This is a genomic window from Planococcus sp. TJ-307, from assembly GCF_058268435.1.
Genome location: NZ_JBZDOJ010000001.1, coordinates 38,243 through 64,470, shown reverse-complemented (window position 1 = coordinate 64,470; position 26,228 = coordinate 38,243). Strand labels below are relative to the sequence as shown.

Annotated in this window: 25 protein-coding genes; 7 read left to right on the top strand and 18 right to left on the bottom strand. The window is 40.7% G+C overall.

Annotated features, from left to right (window positions below; all coding sequences use genetic code 11):
* Nucleotides 1-23: 23 nt before the first annotated feature.
* The 6 genes from AC4EHK_RS00310 to AC4EHK_RS00285 all read right to left on the bottom strand — a co-directional run bounded on the left by AC4EHK_RS00310 (nucleotide 24) and on the right by AC4EHK_RS00285 (nucleotide 6,630).
* A complete protein-coding gene (locus AC4EHK_RS00310; protein WP_490976808.1) occupies nucleotides 24-800 on the bottom strand; it encodes an alpha/beta hydrolase in 777 nt (258 codons plus the stop codon).
* Nucleotides 801-953: 153 nt separating this feature from the next.
* Nucleotides 954-2,012: a Gfo/Idh/MocA family protein gene (locus tag AC4EHK_RS00305; RefSeq protein WP_490976807.1), complete on the bottom strand. Its 1,059-nt coding sequence runs from the start codon at nucleotides 2,010-2,012 to the stop codon at nucleotides 954-956.
* Between the two features lie 11 nt (nucleotides 2,013-2,023).
* Nucleotides 2,024-2,998: an ABC transporter permease gene (locus AC4EHK_RS00300; RefSeq protein WP_490976806.1), complete on the bottom strand. Its 975-nt coding sequence runs from the start codon at nucleotides 2,996-2,998 to the stop codon at nucleotides 2,024-2,026.
* Nucleotides 2,991-4,505 (bottom strand): sugar ABC transporter ATP-binding protein, encoded by a 1,515-nt coding sequence (locus AC4EHK_RS00295; protein ID WP_490976805.1) that lies wholly within the window; start codon nucleotides 4,503-4,505, stop codon nucleotides 2,991-2,993. Before AC4EHK_RS00295 ends, AC4EHK_RS00300 begins: the two co-directional genes overlap by 8 nt.
* Before the next feature lie 64 nt (nucleotides 4,506-4,569).
* A complete protein-coding gene (locus AC4EHK_RS00290; protein ID WP_490976804.1) occupies nucleotides 4,570-5,550 on the bottom strand; it encodes a substrate-binding domain-containing protein in 981 nt (326 codons plus the stop codon).
* 90 nt (nucleotides 5,551-5,640) lie between these two features.
* The gene (locus AC4EHK_RS00285; RefSeq protein ID WP_490976803.1) at nucleotides 5,641-6,630 is read right to left on the bottom strand and encodes a LacI family DNA-binding transcriptional regulator; all 990 of its coding nucleotides are present in this window, start codon (nucleotides 6,628-6,630) and stop codon (nucleotides 5,641-5,643) included.
* A gap of 199 nt (nucleotides 6,631-6,829) precedes the next feature.
* Here AC4EHK_RS00285 and AC4EHK_RS00280 point away from each other — a divergent pair, with 199 nt between their 5' ends.
* A complete protein-coding gene (locus AC4EHK_RS00280; RefSeq protein ID WP_490976802.1) occupies nucleotides 6,830-7,798 on the top strand; it encodes a sugar phosphate isomerase/epimerase family protein in 969 nt (322 codons plus the stop codon).
* An 87-nt stretch (nucleotides 7,799-7,885) separates the two neighbouring features.
* Here AC4EHK_RS00280 and AC4EHK_RS00275 read toward each other — a convergent pair whose 3' ends face one another.
* From AC4EHK_RS00275 to AC4EHK_RS00250, 6 genes are all read right to left on the bottom strand, one after another.
* Complete coding sequence (locus AC4EHK_RS00275; protein WP_490976801.1) at nucleotides 7,886-9,082, bottom strand: DUF4317 domain-containing protein; 1,197 nt, start codon at nucleotides 9,080-9,082, stop codon at nucleotides 7,886-7,888.
* Nucleotides 9,083-9,215: 133 nt separating this feature from the next.
* Nucleotides 9,216-9,698, bottom strand: coding sequence for a nucleoside deaminase (locus AC4EHK_RS00270; RefSeq protein ID WP_490976800.1), 483 nt, complete (start codon nucleotides 9,696-9,698; stop codon nucleotides 9,216-9,218).
* Nucleotides 9,699-9,745: 47 nt separating this feature from the next.
* Nucleotides 9,746-10,363, bottom strand: a complete 618-nt coding sequence (locus tag AC4EHK_RS00265; RefSeq protein WP_490976799.1) for an NAD(P)-dependent oxidoreductase — start codon at nucleotides 10,361-10,363, stop codon at nucleotides 9,746-9,748.
* A gap of 203 nt (nucleotides 10,364-10,566) precedes the next feature.
* The gene (locus AC4EHK_RS00260) at nucleotides 10,567-11,406 is read right to left on the bottom strand and encodes an aldo/keto reductase (RefSeq protein WP_490976798.1); all 840 of its coding nucleotides are present in this window, start codon (nucleotides 11,404-11,406) and stop codon (nucleotides 10,567-10,569) included.
* A 33-nt stretch (nucleotides 11,407-11,439) separates the two neighbouring features.
* Nucleotides 11,440-12,288 carry an NAD-dependent epimerase/dehydratase family protein gene (locus AC4EHK_RS00255; protein ID WP_490976797.1) on the bottom strand — a complete coding sequence of 283 codons (849 nt, stop codon included), beginning with the start codon at nucleotides 12,286-12,288 and terminating at the stop codon, nucleotides 11,440-11,442.
* A 219-nt stretch (nucleotides 12,289-12,507) separates the two neighbouring features.
* Nucleotides 12,508-12,879 carry a winged helix-turn-helix transcriptional regulator gene (locus tag AC4EHK_RS00250; protein ID WP_490976796.1) on the bottom strand — a complete coding sequence of 124 codons (372 nt, stop codon included), beginning with the start codon at nucleotides 12,877-12,879 and terminating at the stop codon, nucleotides 12,508-12,510.
* A gap of 196 nt (nucleotides 12,880-13,075) precedes the next feature.
* Here AC4EHK_RS00250 and fdhA point away from each other — a divergent pair, with 196 nt between their 5' ends.
* The 3 genes from fdhA (at nucleotide 13,076) to AC4EHK_RS00235 (ending at nucleotide 15,721) form a co-directional block, all read left to right on the top strand.
* Nucleotides 13,076-14,293, top strand: a complete 1,218-nt coding sequence (gene fdhA, locus AC4EHK_RS00245; RefSeq protein ID WP_490976795.1) for a formaldehyde dehydrogenase, glutathione-independent — start codon at nucleotides 13,076-13,078, stop codon at nucleotides 14,291-14,293.
* A gap of 45 nt (nucleotides 14,294-14,338) precedes the next feature.
* Nucleotides 14,339-14,758 (top strand): GlcG/HbpS family heme-binding protein, encoded by a 420-nt coding sequence (locus AC4EHK_RS00240; protein WP_490976794.1) that lies wholly within the window; start codon nucleotides 14,339-14,341, stop codon nucleotides 14,756-14,758.
* 213 nt (nucleotides 14,759-14,971) lie between these two features.
* Entirely contained in the window at nucleotides 14,972-15,721 is a 750-nt protein-coding gene (locus tag AC4EHK_RS00235) for an SDR family NAD(P)-dependent oxidoreductase (RefSeq protein WP_490976793.1), read from the top strand.
* A 250-nt stretch (nucleotides 15,722-15,971) separates the two neighbouring features.
* On the opposite strand, the gene AC4EHK_RS00230 is transcribed toward AC4EHK_RS00235, so the two are convergent.
* Together AC4EHK_RS00230 and AC4EHK_RS00225 are read right to left on the bottom strand one after the other, a co-directional pair.
* On the bottom strand, nucleotides 15,972-16,730 hold the full coding sequence (locus AC4EHK_RS00230) for a hypothetical protein (RefSeq protein WP_490976792.1): 759 nt from the start codon (nucleotides 16,728-16,730) through the stop codon (nucleotides 15,972-15,974).
* 148 nt (nucleotides 16,731-16,878) lie between these two features.
* On the bottom strand, nucleotides 16,879-18,324 hold the full coding sequence (locus AC4EHK_RS00225; protein WP_490976791.1) for a hypothetical protein: 1,446 nt from the start codon (nucleotides 18,322-18,324) through the stop codon (nucleotides 16,879-16,881).
* Between the two features lie 354 nt (nucleotides 18,325-18,678).
* Here AC4EHK_RS00225 and AC4EHK_RS00220 point away from each other — a divergent pair, with 354 nt between their 5' ends.
* The 3 genes from AC4EHK_RS00220 to AC4EHK_RS00210 are packed head-to-tail and all read left to right on the top strand — an operon-like array spanning nucleotide 18,679 to nucleotide 22,107.
* Nucleotides 18,679-19,623, top strand: coding sequence for a hypothetical protein (locus tag AC4EHK_RS00220; RefSeq protein ID WP_490976790.1), 945 nt, complete (start codon nucleotides 18,679-18,681; stop codon nucleotides 19,621-19,623).
* A 4-nt stretch (nucleotides 19,624-19,627) separates the two neighbouring features.
* Nucleotides 19,628-20,095 (top strand): hypothetical protein, encoded by a 468-nt coding sequence (locus tag AC4EHK_RS00215; protein WP_490976789.1) that lies wholly within the window; start codon nucleotides 19,628-19,630, stop codon nucleotides 20,093-20,095.
* Entirely contained in the window at nucleotides 20,092-22,107 is a 2,016-nt protein-coding gene (locus AC4EHK_RS00210) for a hypothetical protein (protein WP_490976788.1), read from the top strand. Before AC4EHK_RS00215 ends, AC4EHK_RS00210 begins: the two co-directional genes overlap by 4 nt.
* Nucleotides 22,108-22,291: 184 nt before the next feature.
* Here the strand turns inward: AC4EHK_RS00210 and AC4EHK_RS00205 are convergent, their stop codons facing one another.
* The 4 genes from AC4EHK_RS00205 to AC4EHK_RS00190 all read right to left on the bottom strand — a co-directional run bounded on the left by AC4EHK_RS00205 (nucleotide 22,292) and on the right by AC4EHK_RS00190 (nucleotide 26,227).
* Nucleotides 22,292-23,671, bottom strand: coding sequence for a hypothetical protein (locus AC4EHK_RS00205; RefSeq protein WP_490976787.1), 1,380 nt, complete (start codon nucleotides 23,669-23,671; stop codon nucleotides 22,292-22,294).
* A 72-nt stretch (nucleotides 23,672-23,743) separates the two neighbouring features.
* Nucleotides 23,744-24,223, bottom strand: a complete 480-nt coding sequence (gene rlmH / locus AC4EHK_RS00200) for a 23S rRNA (pseudouridine(1915)-N(3))-methyltransferase RlmH (RefSeq protein WP_490976786.1) — start codon at nucleotides 24,221-24,223, stop codon at nucleotides 23,744-23,746.
* An 89-nt stretch (nucleotides 24,224-24,312) separates the two neighbouring features.
* A complete protein-coding gene (locus AC4EHK_RS00195) occupies nucleotides 24,313-24,477 on the bottom strand; it encodes a CxxH/CxxC protein (protein WP_490976785.1) in 165 nt (54 codons plus the stop codon).
* Nucleotides 24,478-25,021: 544 nt separating this feature from the next.
* Nucleotides 25,022-26,227 (bottom strand): S1C family serine protease, encoded by a 1,206-nt coding sequence (locus AC4EHK_RS00190; RefSeq protein WP_490976784.1) that lies wholly within the window; start codon nucleotides 26,225-26,227, stop codon nucleotides 25,022-25,024.
* Between the last annotated feature and the right edge of the window lies 1 nt (nucleotide 26,228).

The window sequence follows — 26,228 nt, the reverse complement described above, 5'->3', positions numbered from 1 at the left end:
TAAACGAAAAATATAAATTCTATTTAATTTTTATAATTCGTCACCTGTTGCAAAGAGAGGGTTTCTTCAACGAATCCAATAGCTTTTTCAATAATAAAACCCAATTCATAATCCATAGAAGCGATGTGATATGAATTGTGCAATTCGTATTTCCACACGTTCTTTGATTGAATCTTGCTGAGAACATAATCGGTATTGCTCGGCGGCACAACGTGATCTTCGAGCGACTGAAAACAAACAACCGGACAACGTACATTTGAGAGATTGGCATCGACAGCAGTCATATATTCCAATAATTGGTGATACGCCCTAACTGGCGATTGCTGATACGTGATTTCCACCACATCTGTTCTTTTGATATCTGGCTGGTCTTCTGAGATGTAGTCAAACCCTGGCTGGTTGCGGTGTGTCTCAAATGCTGGGATGTCGATCGCCGGGTTGATCAAGACTATTCCTTGAATAGCCGGATAGCGGCTGGCTAAATCCAAACTCAAGGTCCCGCCCATCGATTGGCCGATGACGAAAACGGTTGAACATGTTTGCTTCAATTCGGTATATGCATCTTCTATCCGCGCAAACCAATTGTTGTGGGTCACTTGTTCAAGATCTTTAAAATGCGTGCCGTGGCCAGGAAGCCTCGGACAGGAAACCGTGTAGCCGTTCGCAGCAATGGCTTCCCCTAGCTCCCTGACACTTTGCGGTGTGCCTAAAAAGCCATGGCATAACAAAATTCCAATGTGGTTTCCTTTTAGAAAAAATGATTCAGCTTGCGGGATGACGGGATAATGTTCATTAACCATGTGAATCCTCCTTTGCCTGATTTAACGGTAAGAAGGTTTCCCCACCTACAATCGACCTGCTGAAAAAGCTTATTCATATTAGACTATAGTTAAAACTTACTTGTCAACTAGGTTTTAAAACCGTACATACTAAAATAAAACAAGAGTCTCTCCTTATTGATGAAGGAGCGACTCTTGTTCGATGGTGATGACTTGCTTGGTTTCGGCAGCTTCCATGATGCCCAAAATCACTTTCAGCGACTTGAGTGCATCTTCACCCGTAACAATGGGCTCCTGATCCAATCGAATGGAATCAATGAAAGCATCGATGACGCCGCTGGGTGTCTGGTTGTCATTCGTCTGCATGGCTTCCAGCTCATAATTTACTTTTTCACCCGACTGCATAATGATTTCCAGCTGATACCGGTCGTTGTGATAAATTTTCATGATGCCTTTCTCGCAATAAACAATGGTGCTATTGTCTTCTTCTCCGTAATACGTCCAGGAGAACGCCGCGTTTCCGATGCGCCCTTTTCGGGTGGCCAAGCTGCATACCAAATTGTCGCATACTCCGATTGGCTGACCATGTTCATCCACTTTGTGCAAAGCACCTTGAAACGCACTCACTTGAACAATTTCATCGTCGAGCAAATAATGCAGCAAATCGATTTTATGGATGCCAAGATCTCCGCCGACGCCAAATCCTGACCGCTCTTTTTTGAAAAACCACGTGGACTTGGTTTTATTGATGCCCCAGGCTTCAGGACCTGAATGTCCAAATGCTGTTCGGAACGTTAAGACCTTTCCAAGCTCTCCGCTGGCAATGATTTCTTTCGCTTTTTGATGCGCACGCGTAAACCGCTGATTATGATCCACCATCAGCTTTTTACCCGACTTTTTCTGAGCAGCTAAAATGGTGCGTGCGTTTTCTGCCGTCAACGAAATCGGTTTTTCGCACAGCACATGTTTTCCGCTCAACAGCGCCTGAGTCGAAAACAAATGGTGGTGCTCATTCGACGAACAATCGCTGATGGCAACGATGTCGGGATCGTTAAACAGCTCGTCGACGCTCTGGACAAGACTTCCGCCAAACAATTCCACCATCGCTTCGGCACGGTCGAGGTTGCGGTCGTAAAAAACGATTTCATCCACATAAGGATTGGCGGTGTATTCCGGTGCATGGCGCATTTTTGTAATGGACCCGCACCCGATGATGCCTACTTTGATGCCCATTCCATTTCCCCCTATTCTCTTTTCTGGAACACAACAGCGATGATGATGATCAACCCTTTAACAAATCCTTGAAGGTGAGGCGAAACATTCATCAAATTCATCATATTGTTCAAGATGCCCAAAATGAGAATGCCGAAGATTGTTCCGATTATTTTTCCTCGGCCGCCGGTCATGCGTGTCCCTCCAATAATAACAGCCGCAATGGCATCCAGTTCATATTGCGCACCCGAACTGGAAGAAGAAATCGAATTCAGGCGAGAAGTTTCGATGACTGCTGCAACCCCAACCAGCGTCCCAATGAGCGTATAAACACCAATTTTGATGCGGTCTATGCGAATTGCTGACAGCATCGCTGCTTTTTCGTTTGATCCAAGAGCATAGACATACCTGCCAAAGCGGGTTTTGTGCATCAATACATAAATCACGACTGCCATTACGAAGAAAATAATGACCGGCACATCAAAAATCCAAAAATCACTGTTGGCAATGGCGGTAAATCCACTGACTTCACCGGATACACTGCCGCCTTCTGCGATATACAGCGCAATTGAACGCGCCCCTGCCATCATGCCAAGCGTCGCAATAAAGGAGGCAATCCTGCCTTTTGCAACCATTAGGCCATTCAAGAACCCCGCAAACGAGCCAACCAAAAGTGCGGTGAAAACACCCACTAAAATACTGCCAGATGCATTCAATGCCAATACGGATACAACACCAGCAAGGGCCAAAACAGAACCGACCGATAAATCGATGCCACCTGACAACATGACTACCGTCATCCCAAGCGCGATAATCCCGATGATCGACACTTGCATCAATATATTCAATTGGTTATTGATATCCAAAAAACGTGGATTCATCACAGTGGCCGCGATAAAAATAATGACAAATGCGATAATGACACTGTATTCCGACCACAGCCAGGTCATCCGGCTTTTCATATTCGGAGATTCCGGACTGTATTCTTTTGTATTGATATTAGCCAATTTTCTCTCCCTCCCTCTTCGCTCCAGTGGCGTAATGCATGATTTCTTCTTCGCTTGCGTCATCGCCTGTAAAATGCGCCGCGATTTCCCCGTGATACATGACATGGATGTTATGGCAAATCCGCATTACTTCAGGAGCTTCCGAGGACAAAATGATAATGGCTTTGCCGAGCTTCGCCAACGCCAAAATCTGCTGATAAATCTCTTGCTTAGCGCCTACGTCGATGCCTTGTGTCGGGTTATCGAAAATAAGGATATCCGTTTCCGCTTCCAGCCACTTGGCAATGATGACTTTCTGCTGGTTTCCGCCGCTCAATTTATCAATGGTGATCCGCGGATTGTGCACTTTGATATTTAACATCTTTTTGTACGTGTTAAATGTCTCTTGTTCTTTTTTATCTTGGATAAACCCCAGGCGCTCGAAGTTCCCCATTGAGGACAAACTCATATTATGGATAACACTCAAGTCTTTGATAATGGCATTTTCTTTCCGGTCTTTCGGCACATAGCCCAGTCCCGCCTGCAGCGCTTTTCGCGGATGATTAATCTTCACAACTTGGCCCTTCACTTTTATCGTACCCGCGTATTTTTTCCGGTAGCCAAACAAGCTTTCAAAAAGTTCTGTTCGGCCATCTCCCGCCAGGCCCGTAAATCCTACTATTTGTCCTCTTTGCACAGTAAAATTGATGTCTTTGAACAAGCCGGCACTCGTCAAGCCTTGGACTTCCAATGCCATGTCTCCAAAGCTATGTTCATGCACATACCGCTCCTGTGAAATGGATTTCCCTACCATCAGCTTGGTGATCACTTCCAGGTTTTCATGTTCCATGACATCCGTCTTGACCAGTTGGCCATCCCGCAAAACCGTGTAGCGGTCGCATACTTCCTGGATTTCCTTTAACTTATGCGAAATATAAATGATGGAAACACCGGATTTTTTCAAGTTGCGCATCAGTTCAAATAGCCGGCTGACTTCATGTTCGGCGAGCGAGGTCGTCGGTTCATCCATGATGATCAATTGAGACTTGTGCAGCAAAGCTTTTGAAATCTCAATCAATTGCTTGTAGGAAGTTGCCAGGTTGCGGACATACTCTTTCGGATTGATGGATACGCCAAGTTCCGCTAAAATTTCCCGGGTTTGGCGGCACATTTCTTCCACGTTCAAAAATCCGATTTTATTGCGAATTTCTGAACCTAGAAACATGTTTTCATACACTTTCAAGTCGCCGACCATATTCAGTTCCTGGTGAATAAAGCTGATGCCCTGCGCCTGTGAAACATGCGGACTGGCCATGCTGATTTCTTTTCCTTTGACAAAAATTTGTCCATTGTCCGGTTGGTGGACACCGCCTAAAATATTCATCAGCGTTGATTTGCCTGCCCCATTTTCTCCAAGCAGCGCATGGATTTCACCTTGTTCCACTTCCAGCGTTACCTTTTTCAACACCGGCACGCTGTTAAACGATTTTTCAATATTGGTCATTGTTACAAAGGGATTGGAAGACATGTCGGTACCTCCTTATAGGAAAAGAGGAAATGCAATGACTCCACTGCATTTCCTGGCAGTCCGTTTAAAATTTCGAATCTGGATCGTAATATTCTTCTACGTTTTCACTTGTTACTTGCGTCGCTTCTTTCACGACCATCGATTCAGCCGGTTCTTCGCCCTGTGCAAGATCGGCTGCGATCGTTACCGCATCTTCTACCATCGTCGGCGAGTAAAGGAAAGTCGCTTTCATGAGCCCGTCGTTTTGGATATCTTCAAAGACGCCTTTCGCTCCACCTGCGCCCGTGACAAATTGGATATCGGTACGGCCGGCCTCTTCAATGGCTTGCAAGACACCTAACGCCATGCCATCATCCTGTGTAAAGACGGCATCAATTTCTGGGTTGGCCTGCAAAATGTTTTGCATGACTTCCAAGGAAGTCTCCGTAGAAAAGTCTCCGCTTTGAGATGCGATGATCTCCATTCCTGGCTCGCCAGCAACAGCTTCTTGGAATCCAGCACCTCGCTGTTCGGTTACCGAACTTGGAGGACCAGTAATCTCCACAATTTTGCCCTCGCCGTTCAATTGTTCCACAAAATATTTTCCAGCATTGACGCCAATTCCTTCATTGTCTCCTTTAACGACTACCGTTGCTGCATCATTTTCAAGTTCCCGGTCAACGATGACCAATGGGATGCCTGCATCTTTAATTTTTTGCCCCACTGGACTCAACGCCGCAGATTCGATCGGCAGCATGACAATCACGTCCACTTCCTGTGCAATCAAATCGTCCACATCATTTGCCTGCGTATTCGGGTCGGCGGCATTGGTCATGACGTAATCAATGCCTTCACTTTCCTGCAGCTCCATTGCCTGTTGTTCTGCACTTTCAATTAATGCTCCCATCCAGCCATGTGTTGCCGAAGGAAGAGAGATGCCGATTGTCAATTGTTCGTCTCCTCCGTTTTCATCGGTCGAAACGGCATCCTCTGTTGCCTCCTCGCCGCATGCTGCCAATACAAAAATGGTGATGAAAGACAATAAAATGATCCATAACTTCTTCACTTTATCCACCCCTTCAGTTTTTTTAAAGCTCTCCTGCAGATGTAAACGGTTACATTAAAGGCTAAAATCAGCGCGCCCATCTCAACCACCTTATCCGGTAGTCGATTCCCGGACGACCAATTCATAGCCAAGCACGACGCTGTCTACCGGTTTTCCTTGTATTTTCTCGATCAGCATCCGCGCTGCCACGGTTCCCATCTTATACATTGGCTGAGCCACTGTGGTCAGTGCCGGATTGGTCATATTGGAAAAATCAATGTTATCAAAACCGGCTACTGCGATATCATTTGGTACATGGAGGCCCGCAGCATTAATTTCTTTAAGGGCACCGATTGCCAATAAATCTGATACGGCAAACACTGCTGTTGGCCGATCTTTCAGTTTCAGAATTTTCTTCAGCGCCTGCTGGCCTTGTTCAAAACCCAATTCTTGCGTATAGAGAACATAATCCGGATTGAACGGAATCTCGTGTTCTTGGAGCGCCCGCTCGTACCCCATTCGCCGCTCACGCGCATAGAGGAACTTTTCATCTGAATTCATCAGCGCAATTTTTTGATGTCCCATTTGGATGAGATGCTTGACTGCACGGTACGATGCTTCTTCGCTGTCGATGGTGACGTATGGAATGCCAATGCCGCCGCCATACTCGCTGCATTGGATAATGGCGTAGTTTTCGGCCAGTTCTTTCAAGGTCTCTACGTTCACAGCGGGATCCATTGAAATAATGCCATCCGCCATCTTCTTCCGCAGCAAGTCGAAATAGATTTCCTCTTTTTCGGGCTTCGAATCCGTTTCACATAACAAAATACTGTAGTTTTGGCTGAGTGCCATGTTCTCGATTCCTTTGATGATTTCAAAATAAAATGGATTGGAAATGGTCGGAATCAGGATCAGCACAATGCGGCTTTCCGAATTCCGCAAGTTTCGGCCCAGCATGCTTGGCTCATAATTTAAGGATTGGATCGCCTCCTCCACCTTCTGCTTGGTTTTTGCTGTAACAATATTTTTTCCGGTGAGCACCCGAGAGACGGTTGCAACTGAGACCCCTGCACGCTTGGCCACTTGTTGGATGTTTGCCATATTGCTTCCTTCTTTCTGACACGACACGCATGCGTTGAAATGAAATCGATTACATTTTCATCATAAATTATTCTGAATTATCTGTCAACAAAGAATTTTTAATGAAAAAATCATTGATTTAGAGCGAATTTTTCTATATGTTAAGAATGTAATGGTTTACATGACGGTATATTCAGAAAACTATAATGGAGGGATTTTCGTGAAATTGGGAGTTTTTACTGTATTGTTCTCCGACCGGAGCTTTGAAGACATGTTGGCTTATGTGGTTTCAAAAGGCATTGAAGCCATCGAGCTGGGCACAGGCGGCTACCCGGGAAATGCCCATTGCAAATTGGACGAGCTGCTGAATGATGCCAACAAACAGCAAGGGTTCAAGCAGCAAGTCAAAGACGCCGGCTTGATCATCAGCGCACTCAGCTGCCACGCCAACCCGCTTCACCCGCAAAAACAGATTGCAGATGAGGCAGATGAGCTGCTCACCAAGACCATGCAACTGGCATCAAAACTCGGAGTTCCTGTTGTTAACACGTTTTCCGGCTGTCCGGGCGACCACGAAAATGCGCTGTACCCCAACTGGCCCATCGCTGCATGGCCAAACGATTTCCAGGAAATTTTAAAATGGCAATGGGAAGAAAAGCTGATTCCATACTGGAAAGAGAAAAACAGCCTGGCTGAATCGCTCAATGTTAAAATTGGCTTGGAGCTGCATGGCGGCTTTTCCGTCCATACTCCTGCCACCATGCTGCGGCTGAGGGAAGCGTGCGGTCCTGCAATCGGCGCCAACCTGGACCCAAGCCATATGTGGTGGCAAGGCATCGATCCCGTGGAAGCCATCAAAATTCTCGGACGTGAAAACGCCATCCATCATTTCCATGCCAAAGATACCGTCATCGACCAAGCCAACACCAACCGAAACGGCCTGACGGATATGACCGACTATTCGCAGATGAAAGACCGTTCCTGGTATTTCCGCACCGTCGGATTTGGCCACGACCAAAAAACTTGGGCCGACATTATCAGCACCTTACGCCTCTACGATTACGATTACGTAGTGAGCATTGAACACGAAGATGGGCTGATGTCGATCAACGAAGGCTTTACAAAAGCGGTAGAGAATTTAAAGCCCGTGATGGTGAAAGAATCAGTTGGGGAGATGTGGTGGACGTGATTGCCAATGAAAAAAAGAAACCTCACTGGGCTCCTTTTAACAGGGCTCACTGAGGTTTTTTCAAGTTCAATACATTTTACTTTCCTGCTACTCCAACTCTTCCTCCGCAAGCAGCTTAAACCCTTCGATCATTGTGTCTTCTTCCACTTCGATCAAAATGCAGCGCTTGCCGTTATAGTTCACCTCTTTGACGTAACGTAAGTCTTGGGGGCTGATCGCAATATTGGCGACTTTCGTGCTGATTTTGATGGACTTGGACGAATAGCTTGGAACAATATGGCTGGCTTTCATTTCGTAGGTTTTGTCTTCTACGACTTGTTGAAACGCCCTTTCCACTTTTTCCGGACTGACGTCTTTAACGCCGCTCGCTTTCAATACACGCGTAATCTCGGTCGTATCCAAAATCGGCGCATCCTCTTCATCATCGTCACTTTCTTCTGCGACAACCAGCATCTGGTTGATTTCATCGTAGACGCCGGCGAGCGTTCTGGAATTCACTTCGTCGCTGCCAATAACGGCTTTGACGATTTCTTCAAATACCGCTTTTTCTTCCTCGGCCGTAATGATCTCGTCGCCGTTTAACACATTCTCGATAAACTGAAAATCCGGTTTGTTCGCTTTGCCCGCCGCATACAGAACGTGGTGAATGTCTGCAGAATTATCCGTGAAGCTCGGGAACAAAAAACCGCCAATTGGAGAAGCCAGTTTAATGACCGGATCAACCAGCACATTCGACTTGAATTCTTTCTCGACAAAATCAAATACCAGCGAACTTTTCGGCAGTTCGGTTTGGTTCATGCTGCAAAGAATAAACGAAGTCGTATACACTTCATCCCTCATGTCGATTTCTGTTTCATCGGGCTGGCGTCTTGTCGTTTTCGAGTAGTTTCCGCGAATGAACGTGACGACCATGTCCTTTTCATAGGTCCGGTCTTCCACCATTTTCAAAGCAATGCGCTGCATATTCTCTTTCCATTCAGCAACTTCTTTTGCCTCAAGCCCTCCGTACAGAAGCCGCTGCGTATGATCTGCCTGTCCTTCTTCTTGCGGCTGGAACTTCACTTCAAACATTTTGGCATCGAGCTTTCCGCCCAATACCTTTTTAAAATTGTTAAAGAACAGCTCTTGCTGCTCCCGGTCCAACATCGAAAACGAGCGGCTTTCCTCGTGAAAAATCTCATTGCTTTCCTGCTGGATGTAAATGTTATAAATTTCAGCGATTTTTAATAAATCGGTATCCAGTTTAAATCGTTTGCGAATGTCCGCTATATCTTTTTTATTCATTTTAAATTCCAACTCCCTAACTTGTAAGTCCATCCTATACACAAAAAAAGAGCATCCAAAGCTATGCAGCTTTTGGTGCTCTTTCATTATAACAATATTTTAGGTCGAGAAAGTAACCTTAAAAGATTGGCTATTAACGTCTAGTGGCGTGCAGCCTTCGATGAAGTTGATGGACCTGTTCTGCAAGTTCCGGAATAGGCCCCTCTACTGCCGCGTTCTTGATCACTTCTCCGATAGAGAGATTCCGGACAGGGGATGGCGCAGCGCCCAATTCGCTTAACCACCCGGCTAATTGCTCCGACGAGCTGGCGTAGACGATCCGTCCCAAACCGACCCAGCCGTGTGCCGCGGCACACATCGGGCAATGTTCCCCGGAAGTATAAACCGTCGCCTTGCTTCTTTCCTCTAGAGACATATGATTTGCCGCCCATCTTGCTATCGCAAACTCCGGATGCTGCGTATGGTCCCCGCCTGCCACGTGGTTATGGTCTTCAAACAGCACTTCTCCAGCAGCCGAAACAAGGACGGACCCAAATGGCTCATCGCCTTTTTCCAAGGCTGTTTCTGCCAATTCCACACAACGCCGCAAATGTTTTAAATCTGTGTCGCTAATCATTTTAGCTCCCCCTTTGCTCTATAGTCTTGTTCATGACTTTACGCCATTCAATTAGCGATGCCAATCGATGTGTTTTCATATTGTGGATCCCTTAAAACTTTTACGATAAAATGGGCAACGTCCGCACGTAATATGGACTTCGATTTTTCGGGAACGCCTTTCGCTGCTTCTTTGTATGTCCCTGTAAAAGTCCCGTCGGTTAACCCCATTGGTCTGACAAATGTGTAGATTAGTCCATGTGCTTCAATATGATCGACAGCAGCCCGGTGATCTGTGAGTGCATTTTTAAGCACGCCCATCATTAGTTTCCCGCTTACGCCTGGCAGTTCGTCATAGATTCCCGCAGACGCGGTGTAGACGATGCGTTTTACACCATGCTGCAGCATGCCTGCCACAATATTTTTGATCATGTCTTGAAGATCAGTCGATTTCTTCATCCCTTGATTAGAACCTAAGCAGGAAACGACCGCGTCATGGCCTGCTATTGCCGCTGCGACTCTTTCTGGATGAAAGGCATCTCCCTGAACGACCGTTAAATTTTCGTGTTCAATTTTCAACTTTGCGGGTGTCCGCACAAATGCAGTGACCTCAAATCCACTTTCGATTGCCTGCTTCACAACCAATTGGCCCACACCGCCTGTGGCCCCGAACACAATGATTTTCATGTCTCTTCACCTTTCCTTCCCAAATAGTTGAATTAAAAACAAAAATCTTGTATCTGCATTATTTCTCAATACCCGTCATATGCACGTTTCACTCCATTGGAATACTTTTACGAATATCCACTTCATTTATAAATCCATGCTGCATGCAAAAAAGAGCACCAAAAGCTCGTTGGCTTCTGGTGCTCTTTCACTATAATCTGAGACTACACTCTATCAAACTCATCCGGATCCGCGAACATACGCTGATCCTTATTCAGGGCATTGATTTTGTCCATATTTTCCGGGGAAATTTCAAAATCAAAAACACCTGCATTTTCAGCAATACGGTGAGCTTTTATTGACTTTGGAATCGTCACGACTCCCGTTTGGATGTCCCAACGGATAATAATCTGAGCTGTTGACTTGTTGTATTCTTTTGCAATTTCCAGCAACACCGCATCATTCAGCAATTCTCCCTGCATTAACGGAGACCAGGCTTCGAGTTGAATGCCATGCTCTTTACAAAAACCGTGGAGTTCTCGTTGATTAAATCGCGGATGGTACTCAACTTGATTGACCATCGGCACCACTTCACAGTTGGCAATAATTTCTTCAAGGTGATGAACTTTAAAGTTGCTCACGCCAATGGCACGAACGCGTCCATCTTTATAAAGCTTTTCAAGCGCTTTCCACGTTTCTGCGAATTTCCCTTTTGAAGGAAGGGGCCAATGAATCAAATACAGATCCAAGTAATCCAAGCCCAATTTCTCCATACTTTCATCAAACGCAGCGAGGGTGGCATCATAGCCGTGGTTGGCGTTCCACACTTTTGTCGTAATGAACAATTCTTCTCTCGGAACATGGGTTTCCGCAAGCGCTTTGCCGACCCCTTCTTCATTTCCATAAATTGCGGCAGTATCAATGCTGCGGTAGCCTACTTCAAGAGCCGATTTTATGGACTGTTCGACTTCTGCGCCGTCTTCTACTTTAAAGACGCCCAGGCCCAGCCATGGCATTTTTACCCCGTTATGTAAGGTAGTTGTTGGTTGAATTGGATTTGACATGTTTGCACCCCTTATCTGAATTTCCTAATTCATTTATATGTTTACGTAATTTCTCCACTTATGAACAGGCTTCCAATTCAGAAGCTGCTTGGCCTTCTCGTTGTTTAACAGCGGCTCGTAGCCTGTCAGTTCTTTTTTAAATTCGCTTACATCCGGATAGCATGTTTCCATCAATTGTTTGCTCTCGATGTCCATACTGGTTTCATCTGCTCCGATATTCAAGGCAACAGAACCAAGTCCATCCGTTTCCACGGCCAGTCGATAAGCACTAGCAGCATCACGTGTATCAATATAGCTCCACAAAATGGTTTTCCGCTGTTCCGGATCGTGGATAAACCCAGGAAAATTCGAATACATTTCAGGTGCAATAACATTTCCCAACCGGAACGATACAACCTGCATGCCTGTTCTGCGTTCGATCATGTCGGCAGTGTTTTCATTGACAATCTTGGACAAGCCGTAGCTTTCTTCCGGCAATTGCGGATGCGCTTCATCTATCGGTACATACTGTGGAGTTAAATTTTGCGTTGAAAAACAAATGCCGTATGAAGACTCACTGGATGAAATGACCGCTTTTTTAATCCCCAAACTCCCCGCAGCTTCTAAAATGTTATACGTGGACATGACGTTATTCTGAAACGTCACTTCGTTCGGATGCGAGTAAGCAACCGGAATCGCTGCAAGATGGACCACCGCATCGGCACCAGCCAACACCCCATAAACCTCACCGAGATTCGTCAAATCCGTGATTACCGTTCTGCAAAGCGCTTCTTTTGGATGCTTCATATCTGCATTGACAACTTCATAGCCATGCTCCAAAAATTCCTTTATCACGTCCCGGCCCAGCAGGCCACTTCCGCCTGTTACCACTACCTTTTGCATGTTCATCCCTCCATTTTTTGAGCGTTCCTGAATTGTGTAAATAAAACTAGTTTCATTTAACAACTTTGTTTATCAATCAAACTAACTATAGGTGAAAAAGGAATTATCATCAAGTAAGTTCGGTTTGTATTCTTCGCAATGTGCCTAAATACCATTTCTTAATGAACTGAGGACTTGCTGATACTTTTAAAAATGAAAAAGGATCCCACGAAGAGATCCTTACACATTTTTTGCAATAGGAAAGTGTTTGATGTTCTTCTTCCCCCATTCGTCCATCAGCAAGACGATTGGAATGAGGCTTTCCCCCAAATCGGTTAAAGAATATTCCACCCTCGATGGAACTTCAGGAAATACTTTCCGATGAACAATCCCATCTTCTTCTAACTCTCTAATTTGCGTGGTTAATACCTTATGCGTAATTTTTGGAAGCAATCGTTTAATCTCACTAAATCGTAAAGTACCTTCTGTTTCTAAATAGTAAATAATGATGATTTTCCATTTGCCACTAATAATCGATAAGGTCAGTTCTTTTTCGCAATTAAATTCGCCACACTCAATTTCTCTTTTTATTTCTGACCGTAACTCATCCATTGGGCTGCTCCTTCCCTTCTATTCCTGAAAGTATCCTTTTGGTAACCTTCTCACAAAAAAGTGCGTTCTTCCAATAAAAAGAATTATAATTTAGAATAAACAGAATATATAGATTTCTTTTCTTGGCAAAACGTTTTGATTCTCTCTTTGGTGCTGGCATTTTACGTGTGAAAAAATGGGATAGGAGATGACAAGGATGGCAGGAAACAGAGCAGTGGTATACAGAGGTGCTGGACATGTAACCGTTGAAGACATCAGTTACCCTGAATTAATCATTAGAGACGGTCCCGGGGTAAATCCGTTAAATGTCGGGCGGAAATGTGAGCATGGCGTGATTGTGAAAATCGTTACCACGAATATTTGCGGAAGCGACCAACACATGGTGCGGGGTCGGACGACAGCTCCTGAAGGGCTTGTCCTCGGCCATGAAATTACCGGTGAAGTCATTGAAGTGGGCCGGGATGTTGAATTTATAAAAAAAGGAGACCTCGTGTCTGTACCATTTAATATTGCCTGTGGCCGCTGCCGCAGCTGCAAAGAGCAAGATACGCATATTTGCGAGAACGTAAACCCGGACCGTCCGGGATCTGCTTATGGCTACGTTGATATGGGCGGATGGGTTGGCGGCCAATCGGAATATGTCATGGTCCCTTACGCAGACTTTCAGTTGCTGAAATTTCCGGATAAAGATCAGGCGATGGAAAAAATACTTGATTTAACGATGCTTTCTGATATTTTTCCGACAGGCTATCATGGTGCCGTGAGTGCTGGTGTAAAACCAGGAGCTACTGTCTATGTTGCCGGGGCTGGCCCTGTAGGTTTAGCCGCTGCCCACTCTGCCCAACTATTGGGTGCATCTGTTGTGATTGTAGGGGATTTAAACAAAGAGCGCCTTGCACAAGCCCATAGTTTCGGCTGTGAAACCGTAAACCTTCGGGAACATGCGAATCTCGGAGAACAAATTGCTCAAATTCTGGGTGTCCCGGAGGTTGACTGCGCCATTGATTGCGTCGGCTTTGAAGCCAGCGGACATGGCGAGGGAGCTGGTGAAGCACCCGCTATCGTATTAAATTCCATTATGGAAGTGACTCGTGCAGGTGGACGCCTTGGCATACCCGGACTCTATGTAACCGGTGATCCTGGCGCATCCGATGAAGATGCAAAAAATGGAACCTTGAAGGTGCGCTTAGGGCTTGGCTGGGCAAAAGCACATACTTTTGTAACAGGTCAAACGCCAGTTATGAGGTACCATCGCGACTTAATGATGACGATTTTAAGCGGGAGAGCGCAAATTGCCAAAGCAGTAAATGCAACGGTAATCTCGTTAGACCAAGCACCAGAAGCATATGCTGAATTTGACCAAGGCGCTTCCAAGAAGTTTGTCATTGATCCCCACGGAAATTTGAACAAGTAACGTGTTTTCCTATAGGCTTATAGAAAAACAAGGAGGTTCATTCCCATGAACAAAATTACGTTGGAATTGGCAAAAAAAATTATTGCTGGTGCTGAAGAAGAAGCAACTAAACTTGGCATTTCCATGGTTATTTCGGTGGTGGATGATGGCGGAAATCTAGTGGCCATTCACCGGATGGATGATGCGTGGTTGGCGAGTATCGACATTTCTCAAAACAAAGCTTGGACATCTGTAGCTCTAAAAATGCCGACAGCAAGCTTAGCGGATGCGACGGTTCCTGCAGCTGAACTTTTTGGATTAAACACAACCAACAACGGACGCCTTGTCGTGTTTGGTGGAGGAATCCCTCTTATTATTGATGGTAAAGTAGTGGGAGCTATAGGCGTCAGTGGAAGTGCTGTGCCGCATGATGTGCAAGTTGCGGAAGCCGGTGTGAAGGTGTTTAACAAGATACTAACATCTTAAAATATTTCGATACTATGTTTTTAATATGAAAAAGAGCCGAGATAATTATCCTGGCTCTTTTTTTAAGGGAATGAAGGGAAAAGTGTGCGTCGAATCCTTCATATAAGATAACGCCCATGTCCCCTCGAGTAGTGGATACTTAGATTTCCTGCGATGATACGAATGCTATATACTGATTAAACAGACTTTACTATGACGGTCGGAGGGGATCTTATGATGTTCGAAAACAAAGTAGTCATTGTTAATGGTGGAACCGATGGAATTGGCAAGGAAGTGGTTCGTTTCTTTTGCAAAGAAGGGGCTAGCGTTCATTTTACGGGAAGAGACCGTACCAAAGGCTCTCAAGTAGAGAGTGAATGCGACGGGAAGGCTCATTTTACCCAAGTCCATAACGAAAACGTAGAAGAAATCGAAAGCTTTTTTAAAGCACTTGAAAATGATGGGCATACTGTTGATATTCTATTCAACAATGCCGGTATTCTGTCTACAGGAATGGGGCCATTGTCTCGCGTAAAGCTAGATGACTGGAATTATTTAATTGCCGTCAATCAAACAGCGATCTTCGCCTACATGAAATATTCTTTAGTCGTAATGAGTAAGCAAAAAAAGGGAGTCATCATTAATAATGCAGCGATCCTTGGAAACGATAAAGTCAATCCGATGCTGCCAGCTTACAGCGGGACAAAAGCAGCAGTGGTTGCGATGACCCAAAGCACGGCACTTCGCTTTGCGAATCAAGGAATCCGGGTCAATTGCATATCCCCTGGCCCTACAGAAACCGACCTAGCCATTAATGCATATGGCGGAAAAGAGAATTATGAAAAACAATCCAAGGGACACCCTAGAGGAAGTTACGGAAAACCAAATGAGATTGCAGAAGTCGTTCTCTTCTTAGCTTCAGACAAAGCATCTTATATAAACGGTGCAGAAATAGTCGTAGATGGCGGCTACTCATTAAAATAAATAAATTTAGGGGACAGGGGCTTTGTCTTGTGACGAAGCCCCTGTCCCCTTTTTCGTGCTACTGTGATTGGCCCTAACTTGATAGCGCTCGGATAGCAGCAGCTAAATATTTGGTCAATAAGCTGTATTTCAGCTAATAGAGATATAAAAGGGACCTATTAGAGTCCCTTAATAGTTTGCCTTTATTTATGGTACGGTTCTCCGTGATGTATCTAAGTGCGGTTTTTATGTTTTATATTAACTTGTAGAATCAACTTCTGCGACCAGTTATCTTATTCCTAAAAGAGTCTATACTTTCAAGAATTGCATTTATATTCAAACCAATACCTGCAATGTTCGGTTTCAATTCGAGCCATTTGGCTTTTTCGGCCAACTGAGAAGATAACATCATTTGTCCTTCACTATCCATAATTCGTATATTTTCTAATCTCTCAACGGCATAATTAGTAATATTCGATTGTACATAATTAACTCCTTGTTCATCTGTATCAATAAGTGACATTATTCCTATTACTTCGAAAGAGAAGCTACCCCTTCTTGACTTCAATTCCATTTCTACCATTTGAGTGCTACTTGCTTCATCCCAATATACTGTATACCTAAATTCTTTTTTTTCAATCATAACTTCTGATGTTTTATCATATGGATTTATGACTTTTAAATCCCTTAATCGCCATCTAGGTGGTAATAGAAAATTCCATACACCTCCGTGACCTCTGTTAGATGGACCTAATGGTATATTCATATGATTAAATTGAAAGCTAACAGTATCTGATGATGGTTCTTGGACAACGGTTCGCAAGTTTGTTTCCAATTTCCTTATTTGACATTGAGCAGAATTATATATTAGGGTACCACCAACTGAAAAATTTGAATCATTCCTACTCCTATAAATATTAGATAATGGCTCAACTATGACGTGAGAATTCAAATCTTTTGGACTAATATTAAAATTAGTAAGTTTACCATCTACATTTAAATAATCAATTACCGCAACCTCCAAATACATCTGAAGTTCCTCCTCCATATACAAGCGTGTTCACCGGTTACAACTCTCTCTTAAAATACTACCGTTAAAAACATTCAATCCACTTACCCAATCTAAAAACCTTATATCACTTTTTTAGTTTCAAACTACTTATTTATTTAACAATTTTTTACAAATTTAGTGCTCTTAATAGAACTGTTCCAGAGATATCATCTTTTAAGATTTCTCTTGAAGAACTTATTTCTCTATTAGGGCTAAACATATGAAGCTCTATACGATTAAATCTATTCTTATTTTTCTTCATTATAAAATCCACTAAACAGGGAGTAATATCTATAGGGAATTGTGTAATCCGATGCCATTCCTCATTAATCAAAGCTTCTATTTCTAATATCAATTTATTATATTTTTTTAAAACTACAGGACTAACGGCTACTAGATTTGTACCTTTATAAAGAGTTAATAATTCTTCTGAAGCCTGTGCGAATAAAGATAATGTACTTAATCCTGTGGGATATTTTTTTAAATAGGTACCCTCACTTATCTTTATTTCCCCAGCTTTGTTTTGTGTGTAATCTTGTAATATATCTTCAATCAACGTGAAGACTGATGAAAATGCCGCTACATTAACTCCCTTAAATTCTTCATTTTCAATATGTGTAATAAAACTACTTTTACTTAATGCAATATTTTTTCCGTCTTTAGCTACTTTAGATAACTCCACTTCTTGTTCTTCATACTTCATAATTTTATAATCCAAAACACCTATATCACTAGAATCTTTATTTATTTTTAGTGCATATAAATTAGGGATCAGTAGATGCTTTTTTGTTATTTTATCAAATTCTTTCACCATATATAGTCTTCTTCCATTACTGTCTTCTCTAAATAAATCCTTATCGAAATAATAATGTTCGATACTAATATATGGTGTGTCTTTACGATGCTCTGGTACTGGTAACAGCATAGAATATACATTGTTCCCATGGTTTAATACTTGGGTATCTCCAAATTCACTATTAATCTCATCAACATCTCTATCAAAAATAAATATTTTACAATATTCATTCTCTAATAAAGCATGATAATCACGGATTTTTTTTAATTTATCGTTACCCATCTCAGTTTTTTTATCAGGTTCAAAAAATTCAATATCTAAGCTTTCAAACATTCCATCTTCATTTAGCTTTTTTAAAGCATATTTTAAATGTTTCCAATCTGTTTGTCCTTCTGTAATAATTATATTTTTTCTCGGATTAGTTAACTCATCTAATCTAACATTTAAGATAGGAAGATATTTTTTTATAAACACCTCTATAATTCCTTCGGAGGACGCTATTTTAAAAAGAATTTCATCTTCTTCAGGGGAACATTCAGTTTGAACGATTCCACTTTTGTTTAAATACAGTCTATCCTCATCTTCATTTCCATAAAGAAATATATCATCATCTAAAAGTATGAAATCCTTCAGCTTAAATTTAAAATAGGCGCAATTACTCGAGTTTTTAGAAGTATGTAAAACCATCTTTATATAAATCCAATTATCTTCAAATTTCTTTAGTAATTTAAAACCCCAATTCAAATCAATAATTTTCAAACGAATATCACGCTCCATATTCATCCCCCTCGTAACAAGAACTCTGTTATCCCTTATTTTTACATATTCCTTCAAAAATCTCACTCACTTATGATAAGGATCTCTATAGTCTATCTAGATGTGATTTATACAGAGCGGAATTCCATTCATAAGTAAAATCAATAGTCTAATAAAATTCAAACTAATTTAATCTAGATTTTTAAATACATACTGAATAATACATCACGATTACTCATTATTTATTAATGTTTACGTTATTGATATAAATTTATGGTATTTTTTTCAAGATAAATGGCTAAAATGACAGGATTAATGTACCATTGTAAGTGATATTCATTAATATAAATCTTTATTTTGGCGTGGAGGATAAATATGATTATTACACCTTTCGGCACATACAATGGAAACAGTTGGGAATCTCATTGTCAGGCCTTTTTAAAAATGAAATATGAAGTTAATGGTTATCAAGAAATGACTGCACATACAAATGGCGATTTAGGCATTGAGGGATTTACAAGAGATGGAATAGTTTTTCAATGTTATTGCCCGGATGAAGAATATGATTCCATTAACCTCTATAACCATCAAAGAGATAAGATTACTCAGGACTTAGGAAAATTAAAAAAATTCAAAAGTCAATTACTGAAGTTTCTTCAAGGAGTGAAAATAAAAAAATGGATTTTTCTCACTCCCAAAATTACTAATAAAGAACTAATTAGGCACTGCCATGAAAAAGCAGTTGAATACAGAATTGATAGTACAATGAAGGATTTATTAGATGACTCTTTTGATGTTTTTGCACAAGATGAATCGTTTTATGGAAAAGAAATTATTCAAGCGAAGCAAATTTTAGATGAAAAAATAATTATCAATGTCCCAACACCTGGTCAATTAGATATTGTTAATTGGAAACAGTGTCAAACAGCATCCATTAATATATTAGATAGGAAAATAGGAAGCCTTTTTCACGACCTTGATGAGGCAACCAAAAATAATAGAACAAATAAATATATTGATATACAAATAAGAAATTACATTAAAGGTCAAGAGATCTTAAACCATATGCAGCAGACATATAGTTCTGCCTATGAAAAACAAGTCAGAATAAAGAGCTCAATTGCAAACCATTTAGAAACAGAAGTACTACTGACTAATTTACCGCCAAAAGAAATATTGAATAATACTTTAGAAAAATATAAGACAGCACTTATGGGAGAGAAATTTCATGATGTTTTTGAGTTCTCAGTGTATAACGATTTGTGTCATGAAGCAATTGCAAGCTGGTTAATTGATTGCCCATTAGATTTTGGAGGTTAGAGTAATGGATTTACCCTTTAATGAAATAAAAGAAATTAGATTCAGTAGAAAAAAAGTCCCCATCTCACCTGAATTACGTCCTATCTACAGAATTTCACAAATTATTCTTGTCTTATATCTTTCATCAACAAAACAAACGGCATCTCTTTTAAAATTACAGTTATTTAACTGGGGACTGCAGACTGAAAGCCGTTCTGAGCGACTGCTTCAGATAAAAGAAACAAATTATTTACCAATCATTCGCTTTGACCCTTTTTTGAATAGAGCTTTGAATTATGGGATAGCGATGAATGTTTTATCCTTTAATAATAAGACCGGAAAATTTTCATTAACAGAAAAGGGAGAAGTTTTCGCTCAAAATATATTACAAGAAGAGGTATTTTCAAAAGAGAAAAGTTTTTTAAAAATAATTAATGTTAGCTTATCTGATTCTTACATTACTAAATTATTTAAAGAGAGGTACTCCTCATGACCCAAATAAAATTTAATCGTCTAAAAATAACGATCGAAACGTCAGAAGGTTTATTTGGCACCGATATTCCTTTTCAAAATGGATTGAATATATTAAGAGCTAGTAATACAAAAGGGAAAAGCTCTACTCTTAACTCAATCCTATACACTTTAGGAATTGAAGAAATGCTTGGTGGAAGAAATGCAAAAACAATGAAACCAGCATTAAAAGACAAGTTGTCATACAAAGGAAAAGAAGTTTTTATCTTAGAATCTAAAGCGCAGTTAGAGATTTCCAACTATATAGGAGATATTATTACCATTACTAGATGGATTAAGTCATCTAGCATTGATGAAAAATTAATTAGAGTTCATTTTGGAGCTCTTCTATCAAAAGAAGATAAAGTAAATTCACAGGATTTTTATGTCCATATGAAAGGTTCTGCATCCAAAAACGCAGGATTTCACTCTTTTTTATCTGATTTTATAGGTTGGGAACTTCCACAAGTCCCTTCATTCGACGGTGGAGATAAGATTTTGTACTTGCAGACACTTTTCCCTTTATTTTTTGTGGAACAAAATAAAGGCTGGAATAGCTTTTATTCCCCTATTTCAGGAAGTTTTGGCATAAGAGATTTATCTAAACGTGCATTCGAATTTCTATTAAAAATGGATGTTACCAAAAATACGAAAGAACGTGAAGAATTAAAAATTTTGAAAGCTTTACTTGTAAGTAGATGGTCTAGCATGAAACAAGAGCTAGAAGAATTAGCAGTCCCTATTAACGCTGAAATTCCATGGTTACCTGAAAAGCCTACTCTTTTAAATGAAATACCTTTTAACGTTTATGACGAAAATCAACAATTAATATCTATTGTTGATCTAATATTTCAATTAGAGAGTGAAATTAAAGAAAAGGAAAATTATAATGTCGTAAAAATCTCAGACGTAACAACTGAGTACGAAGAGAAAGTAAAAGAACAAGAACTTTTAGTATTACAATTACAAAATGAAATAAATTCTAGTAGACAGGATTTACACTTAGAAAAAAATAATCAATATTCGATGAATGAAAATTTAATAAAATTAGATTTAGATTTAACACGAAATCAAGAAGCTGAAAAACTCTATAGATTAGGCTCCACTATTGACTCAACCTTATCTCATAATATCTGTCCAACATGTAATCAGCTTGTTCAAGACTCCCTTATGCCCCCAGAAACAAATATTCAACCACTTGATTTATCAGAGAATATAACTTTTATAAAAGAACAAATTAAAACTCTGAAATTTGGAACAATGCAGTCTCAAAAGATCATACAAAATAAAACATCTAAGTTGGCAATGCTTTCAGAATATATTGATAACGCTAGAAGAGAATTAAGACTATATAAATCAGAATTAAATGAAAATCCTCAGTTACCAACTAAAATGGAATTGAACAAATTAGTAGAGTTAAAAATTCGCTTAAATAAGTTACATGAAGCAAATAACTCCTTTGAAAAATTAGAAAAGAAGATTAAGATATTAAAAGAAGAATGGCGAAATTACTTAGATAGGAAAGAAAAATTACCAAAAGATTACTTTTCACAGCACGACAAGAAAAAATTAATCTTTTTCGAAAAAGAATTTTTAAGTTTATTAAAAAGTTTCACCTTCTCTAGTGTTGATACAAAAGACATCACAATTTCACATGATAAATATACCCCCATTGTTAGCGGATTTGACATTAAATTTGATTCTTCAGCTAGTGATAACATTCGCTTAATTTGGTCCTATATAATTGCTGTTTATAAGACAAGTCAGCAGTTTTTCGGAAACCATCCTGGAGTAATTGTATTCGATGAACCTGGTCAACAACAAATGGATGTAAATAGTCAAAGGAAACTCTTTGAAGTTTTATCACAAACCAATAATCAATCTATTATAGGAACTTCACTTAAACCCGAAGAAATAGTAGAGGTGACGAAAAATCTTGATTTAAATATAATCGATCTTGGAGAGGATTATATTATCAAGCCCTTATTAAATTAGAAATTTAAAGTGTTTACTAAAAAAAGGTTAAACTGCCCTAGACTTAAATCTAGTGCAGCTTAACCTTTTTAATTTCCTATATACATTTTTAATAGATACTTAAATCACAGATTTTTTTCGTATGATTATAGCATTTACTTAAACTATTTCATTTTCACTGCTGGTAACAATGAGACGTTAACAACTATCTCTCATGCGACTTTTCCATGCTTTCTAAAAAATTTTTTCTGTCTGTAAAAAAGTAATCTTCTAGTTTTAAAAAATCTATTAAATCTTCACCAAGAGTTTGATTAATCAATTCTATATGTTTATTTAATATATTAAAAATATGGGGGATTACATCAATATATCTAGCGGAAGTGGGTGCTACAGTCAAATGCGCTATATGTTCTGGATTCTCACATTCCACCATTATTCCTGAAAAAACAGCGGTCAGAGAGGCATGTATGAATTCACTATTATATTCATAGTATTTATCGTATTCATCCTTAATACCTAATTCGATTGCATATTCTCGAGCGGATTTTTTGAAATAATCCCCGTTTATAGGTATAGCTTCTAGTAAATCATTTTGAGATGCAAGCATTAAAACTTCTATATCTTTTACATCTTTTTTACCGATCCTTTTCAAAATATGGAGCCTCATTCTATCCAGAGCAAATTCTCTATATTGAGTTACTTCTCCTTTTTCTATTAAATATTTAGATTGCCAATAATTATCAAAAACTATTCTAGTAGTTGTAGATGCGAGTATTCCATTTACAGCAAATAAAGACATTCTTAATTCATTTAATACCTTTATACTATAAAGAAGTTTCGAAAATAGAACTTGCTCATTCTCATCAAACCAATCCCAATTATGTGAGAAAAATTTAGGCAATGCTTCTAAATAATTTTTTTCAATCAACATGTTCGGGTAATATCTAAGTTCCTCTTGACTGACTATACAAGGAGAATATTCTTTTAAAATTTGAATAGTTTCTTCTGTAGGAATTATATTATTTTCTACTTGACCAGTAATTTTCATCCCTATATAAATAGCATTTATAATAGAACTTTTTTCAATAAGTTCTTGTTCTATGTCGGTTGTTTGAAAATCTAAAGTACTTTCCGGCAATAAATTTGCTTCTTGCAAATGCAAAATTCTACTAATTGTATGATATGGATGATTTTTTTCTTTTAGTAATTTTAGTTCTTCTTCAAATTTTAAAGAATCGAAACCAATAACAATTAGTCGTTCAAAATTAATATCATGACTGCTTAATAAAATTTTTATTTGCTGTTCTACATTTTCATCAATATTCCATTCCAACATATTACATTTCGAGGCCTGTGCAAGTACTATCATTTCTTTTATAAAGTCACCGAAACCGTGTTTATTAATTAGGTTAATAAGCCATAAGTGCCCTACGGTTAAACTATATATATACATGTCACTACTAGTTGACTTTTCTTTTATTGGCATAGCCGGATTCACAAACTTTCCAGCCTTTTTATCCATCTTAAAATCTTTAATATCTGGATTACTATACAGTTCCCATAATTCATGCCAATCTTTTTTCAAAAAAACACCCCTTTATTTAAAGTATAATTGAATGAGATTTTTTAAATTTTCTTGCAGATATTTATACCTCACTTACTTATGATAAGGCTCACCCTTCATAATCCTAAAAGCCCGATACACCTGCTCCACCAAAATCAACCTCATCAATTGATGCGGAAACGTCATTTTCGAAAAGGACAATTTCTCATCCGCCCTTTTTAACACTTCATCATGCAGCCCCAACGATCCGCCAATCACAAAAACAATTTTGCTGCGGCCGTAGGTCATTAGCGATTCGATGTCTTTTGCCAGCTGTTCGGAGGTTTTCATTTTTCCGTCGATCGCCAACGCAATAACATAGGCATCTGGTGAAATTTTTGCCAGAATCCGCTCGGCTTCCTTCTTTTTGACGATTTCCATGTCCGCCTCGCTCAATTGCTCTGGCGCTTTTTCATCGGCTACTTCAATTTCATTTATTTTTGTATAGCTTCCGAGACGTTTTGTGTACTCTTCAATCCCGGATTTTAAATATTTCTCTTTTAGCTTCCCGACACTGACAATTGAGATATTCACATGTTATCCCCCTTCACAATAAATTTACAAACAAGTTACCCACAAATGTTATACACATATCCACAGTCATTTCTACATCTTGTGCCCGATCAGGCGTTTGCCACAAGATACGTTGCAGCCTCTTCACAGTAGGCACATCTTGTGGATAACTTTTCTATTTCTGATAATTCTGTAAGTATAGGATAGCTTTTCGTCTCAGCTACAAACATGTCTAAGGCATGCTCCACATGGGTTTTACAGCATTTGATCTCCATTTTTTCCACCTCTTTCGATTTCCGAATATTCCACACAGTTATACACATTTCGTTCTCTTTTATCCACAACCCATTTTAACAGAAGAAAAGAGCTACGGATAGCGAAGCTTTTATGGGTCTATGGATTGTTAATAATAAATTTACATCAAAAAAGTTATCCACACGCTCTTTTCTCCTTTTCCGAACATTGCATGCTGGAAGTGGTTCCTCAGATTTACATATTTGAATAGTATATTAGTAGAACTCAGGATTTTTGGCTCAAAATTACTCATTTAGTTTGTGAATCATAATAAAATATGCCGAAATTATAAATAGGCTTCTTTTCTTTAAATCTCCACATAAAATACGGAGCAAATCAGCGGAGACTCCCGCGGAATAGCGAGACAGCCGAGACCCCACAGGGAGCAGAGCGACCGAGGAGGCTTGGCGCTCGCCCGCAGGAAAGCGGAGCTGATTTGCGGAGTATTAGATAGCCGACGAATTAATAACCCGAAACAAAAAAGCCCGCATAGAATCGAAATTCTACACAGGCCGGCTATCTACTCTATAACGCTGAATTATCAACAAGCTCCAGTTCAAACTCCATCAGTTCTCCATTGCGATAAGCGCTGACGGTCATCGTGTCGCCAATTGTCTTTTCGTTATACAAATGCTGGCGCAACTCAATGATGTCCGTGATCGCAACACCATCCATCTCCACAATAACATCAAACTGCTCCATACCGGCTGCCGCTGCCGCTGACCCATCGACCACTGAATTGACCACAACACCCGCTGTGACGTCATCAGGAAGGTTTAAGGTCTCTTGGCGATCGACACGCGGCACTTGAAGCAAATCAAGCAGCGTAATTCCCATTGAAGGCCGGATCATTTCTCCATTTGCTTCAAGCGAACTGATGACCGGCATTGCAGAATTGATCGGAATCGAAAAGCCGATGCCTTCCACAGATGATGTGGCAATTTTCATCGAGTTGATGCCAATCAGCTGGCCTGCCAGATTGACCAATGCCCCGCCGCTGTTGCCGGGGTTGATTGCGGCATCGGTCTGCAGCACTTCTGCCTGCCAATCTTCCTGGCCATCCCCGTCCAAATCCACTGGAACGGCACGATCGGTTCCGGATACCACTCCAGTTGTCACAGAACCGGAAAAATCAAGGCCGAGGGGATTGCCAATCGCGATGACCGTCTCCCCTTGTTTCAAAGCATCCGAGTCGCCAAATTGGGCCACAGCTTGTACATCAGCCCCATCCATTTCCAGAACGGCGAGGTCCGTCCAAATGTCACTCCCGACCACTGTCGCTTCCACTTTAGTACCATCCGACAAGGTCACTTCGATGCCGCTGGCGCCGTCGATTACATGATGATTGGTCACCACATGCGCCGTGCCGTTGTCATTTTTATAAATAACCCCAGATCCTGTGCCGGCCTCTTGCTCCTGTTCAGGCGATTGCTGGGACCAGAAATCGCCGGCTGCCTGCAAATTGGTGACGCCTACAACGGCATCTGCCGCAATTTCGACCGCTTCAGTCACATCTGTTGTAATATCAACCGAAACCGACTCGGAACGTCCCTCAGTATCCTGCTGGACAATTTGTGTCTCATTATCATTGTCCGGTATCAGCCCCGGCATCGAATAAAACAATAACCATACCAACAAAGCACCAGCTGCTACCCCGGTTACACCTGCAGCAAATGTACCCAAACGGCTTGGCCTCTGGCGGCCGTGTGGGGTTTGATTGTAATAGCCCATT

Bases quoted from the DNA above. Each gene is read 5' to 3' on its own strand.
- AC4EHK_RS00310 (WP_490976808.1), bottom strand. From the start codon at position 800: ATGGTTAATGAACATTATCCCGTCATCCCGCAAGCTGAATCATTTTTT.
- AC4EHK_RS00305 (WP_490976807.1), bottom strand. From the start codon at position 2,012: ATGGGCATCAAAGTAGGCATCATCGGGTGCGGGTCCATTACAAAAATG.
- AC4EHK_RS00295 (WP_490976805.1), bottom strand. From the start codon at position 4,505: ATGTCTTCCAATCCCTTTGTAACAATGACCAATATTGAAAAATCGTTT.
- AC4EHK_RS00285 (WP_490976803.1), bottom strand. From the start codon at position 6,630: ATGGCAAACATCCAACAAGTGGCCAAGCGTGCAGGGGTCTCAGTTGCA.
- AC4EHK_RS00275 (WP_490976801.1), bottom strand. From the start codon at position 9,082: ATGAATAAAAAAGATATAGCGGACATTCGCAAACGATTTAAACTGGAT.
- AC4EHK_RS00270 (WP_490976800.1), bottom strand. From the start codon at position 9,698: ATGATTAGCGACACAGATTTAAAACATTTGCGGCGTTGTGTGGAATTG.
- AC4EHK_RS00265 (WP_490976799.1), bottom strand. From the start codon at position 10,363: ATGAAAATCATTGTGTTCGGGGCCACAGGCGGTGTGGGCCAATTGGTT.
- AC4EHK_RS00260 (WP_490976798.1), bottom strand. From the start codon at position 11,406: ATGTCAAATCCAATTCAACCAACAACTACCTTACATAACGGGGTAAAA.
- AC4EHK_RS00255 (WP_490976797.1), bottom strand. From the start codon at position 12,288: ATGCAAAAGGTAGTGGTAACAGGCGGAAGTGGCCTGCTGGGCCGGGAC.
- AC4EHK_RS00250 (WP_490976796.1), bottom strand. From the start codon at position 12,879: ATGGATGAGTTACGGTCAGAAATAAAAAGAGAAATTGAGTGTGGCGAA.
- fdhA (WP_490976795.1), top strand. From the start codon at position 13,076: ATGGCAGGAAACAGAGCAGTGGTATACAGAGGTGCTGGACATGTAACC.
- AC4EHK_RS00240 (WP_490976794.1), top strand. From the start codon at position 14,339: ATGAACAAAATTACGTTGGAATTGGCAAAAAAAATTATTGCTGGTGCT.
- AC4EHK_RS00235 (WP_490976793.1), top strand. From the start codon at position 14,972: ATGATGTTCGAAAACAAAGTAGTCATTGTTAATGGTGGAACCGATGGA.
- AC4EHK_RS00230 (WP_490976792.1), bottom strand. From the start codon at position 16,730: ATGTATTTGGAGGTTGCGGTAATTGATTATTTAAATGTAGATGGTAAA.
- AC4EHK_RS00225 (WP_490976791.1), bottom strand. From the start codon at position 18,324: ATGGAGCGTGATATTCGTTTGAAAATTATTGATTTGAATTGGGGTTTT.
- AC4EHK_RS00220 (WP_490976790.1), top strand. From the start codon at position 18,679: ATGATTATTACACCTTTCGGCACATACAATGGAAACAGTTGGGAATCT.
- AC4EHK_RS00215 (WP_490976789.1), top strand. From the start codon at position 19,628: ATGGATTTACCCTTTAATGAAATAAAAGAAATTAGATTCAGTAGAAAA.
- AC4EHK_RS00210 (WP_490976788.1), top strand. From the start codon at position 20,092: ATGACCCAAATAAAATTTAATCGTCTAAAAATAACGATCGAAACGTCA.
- AC4EHK_RS00195 (WP_490976785.1), bottom strand. From the start codon at position 24,477: ATGGAGATCAAATGCTGTAAAACCCATGTGGAGCATGCCTTAGACATG.
- AC4EHK_RS00190 (WP_490976784.1), bottom strand. From the start codon at position 26,227: ATGGGCTATTACAATCAAACCCCACACGGCCGCCAGAGGCCAAGCCGT.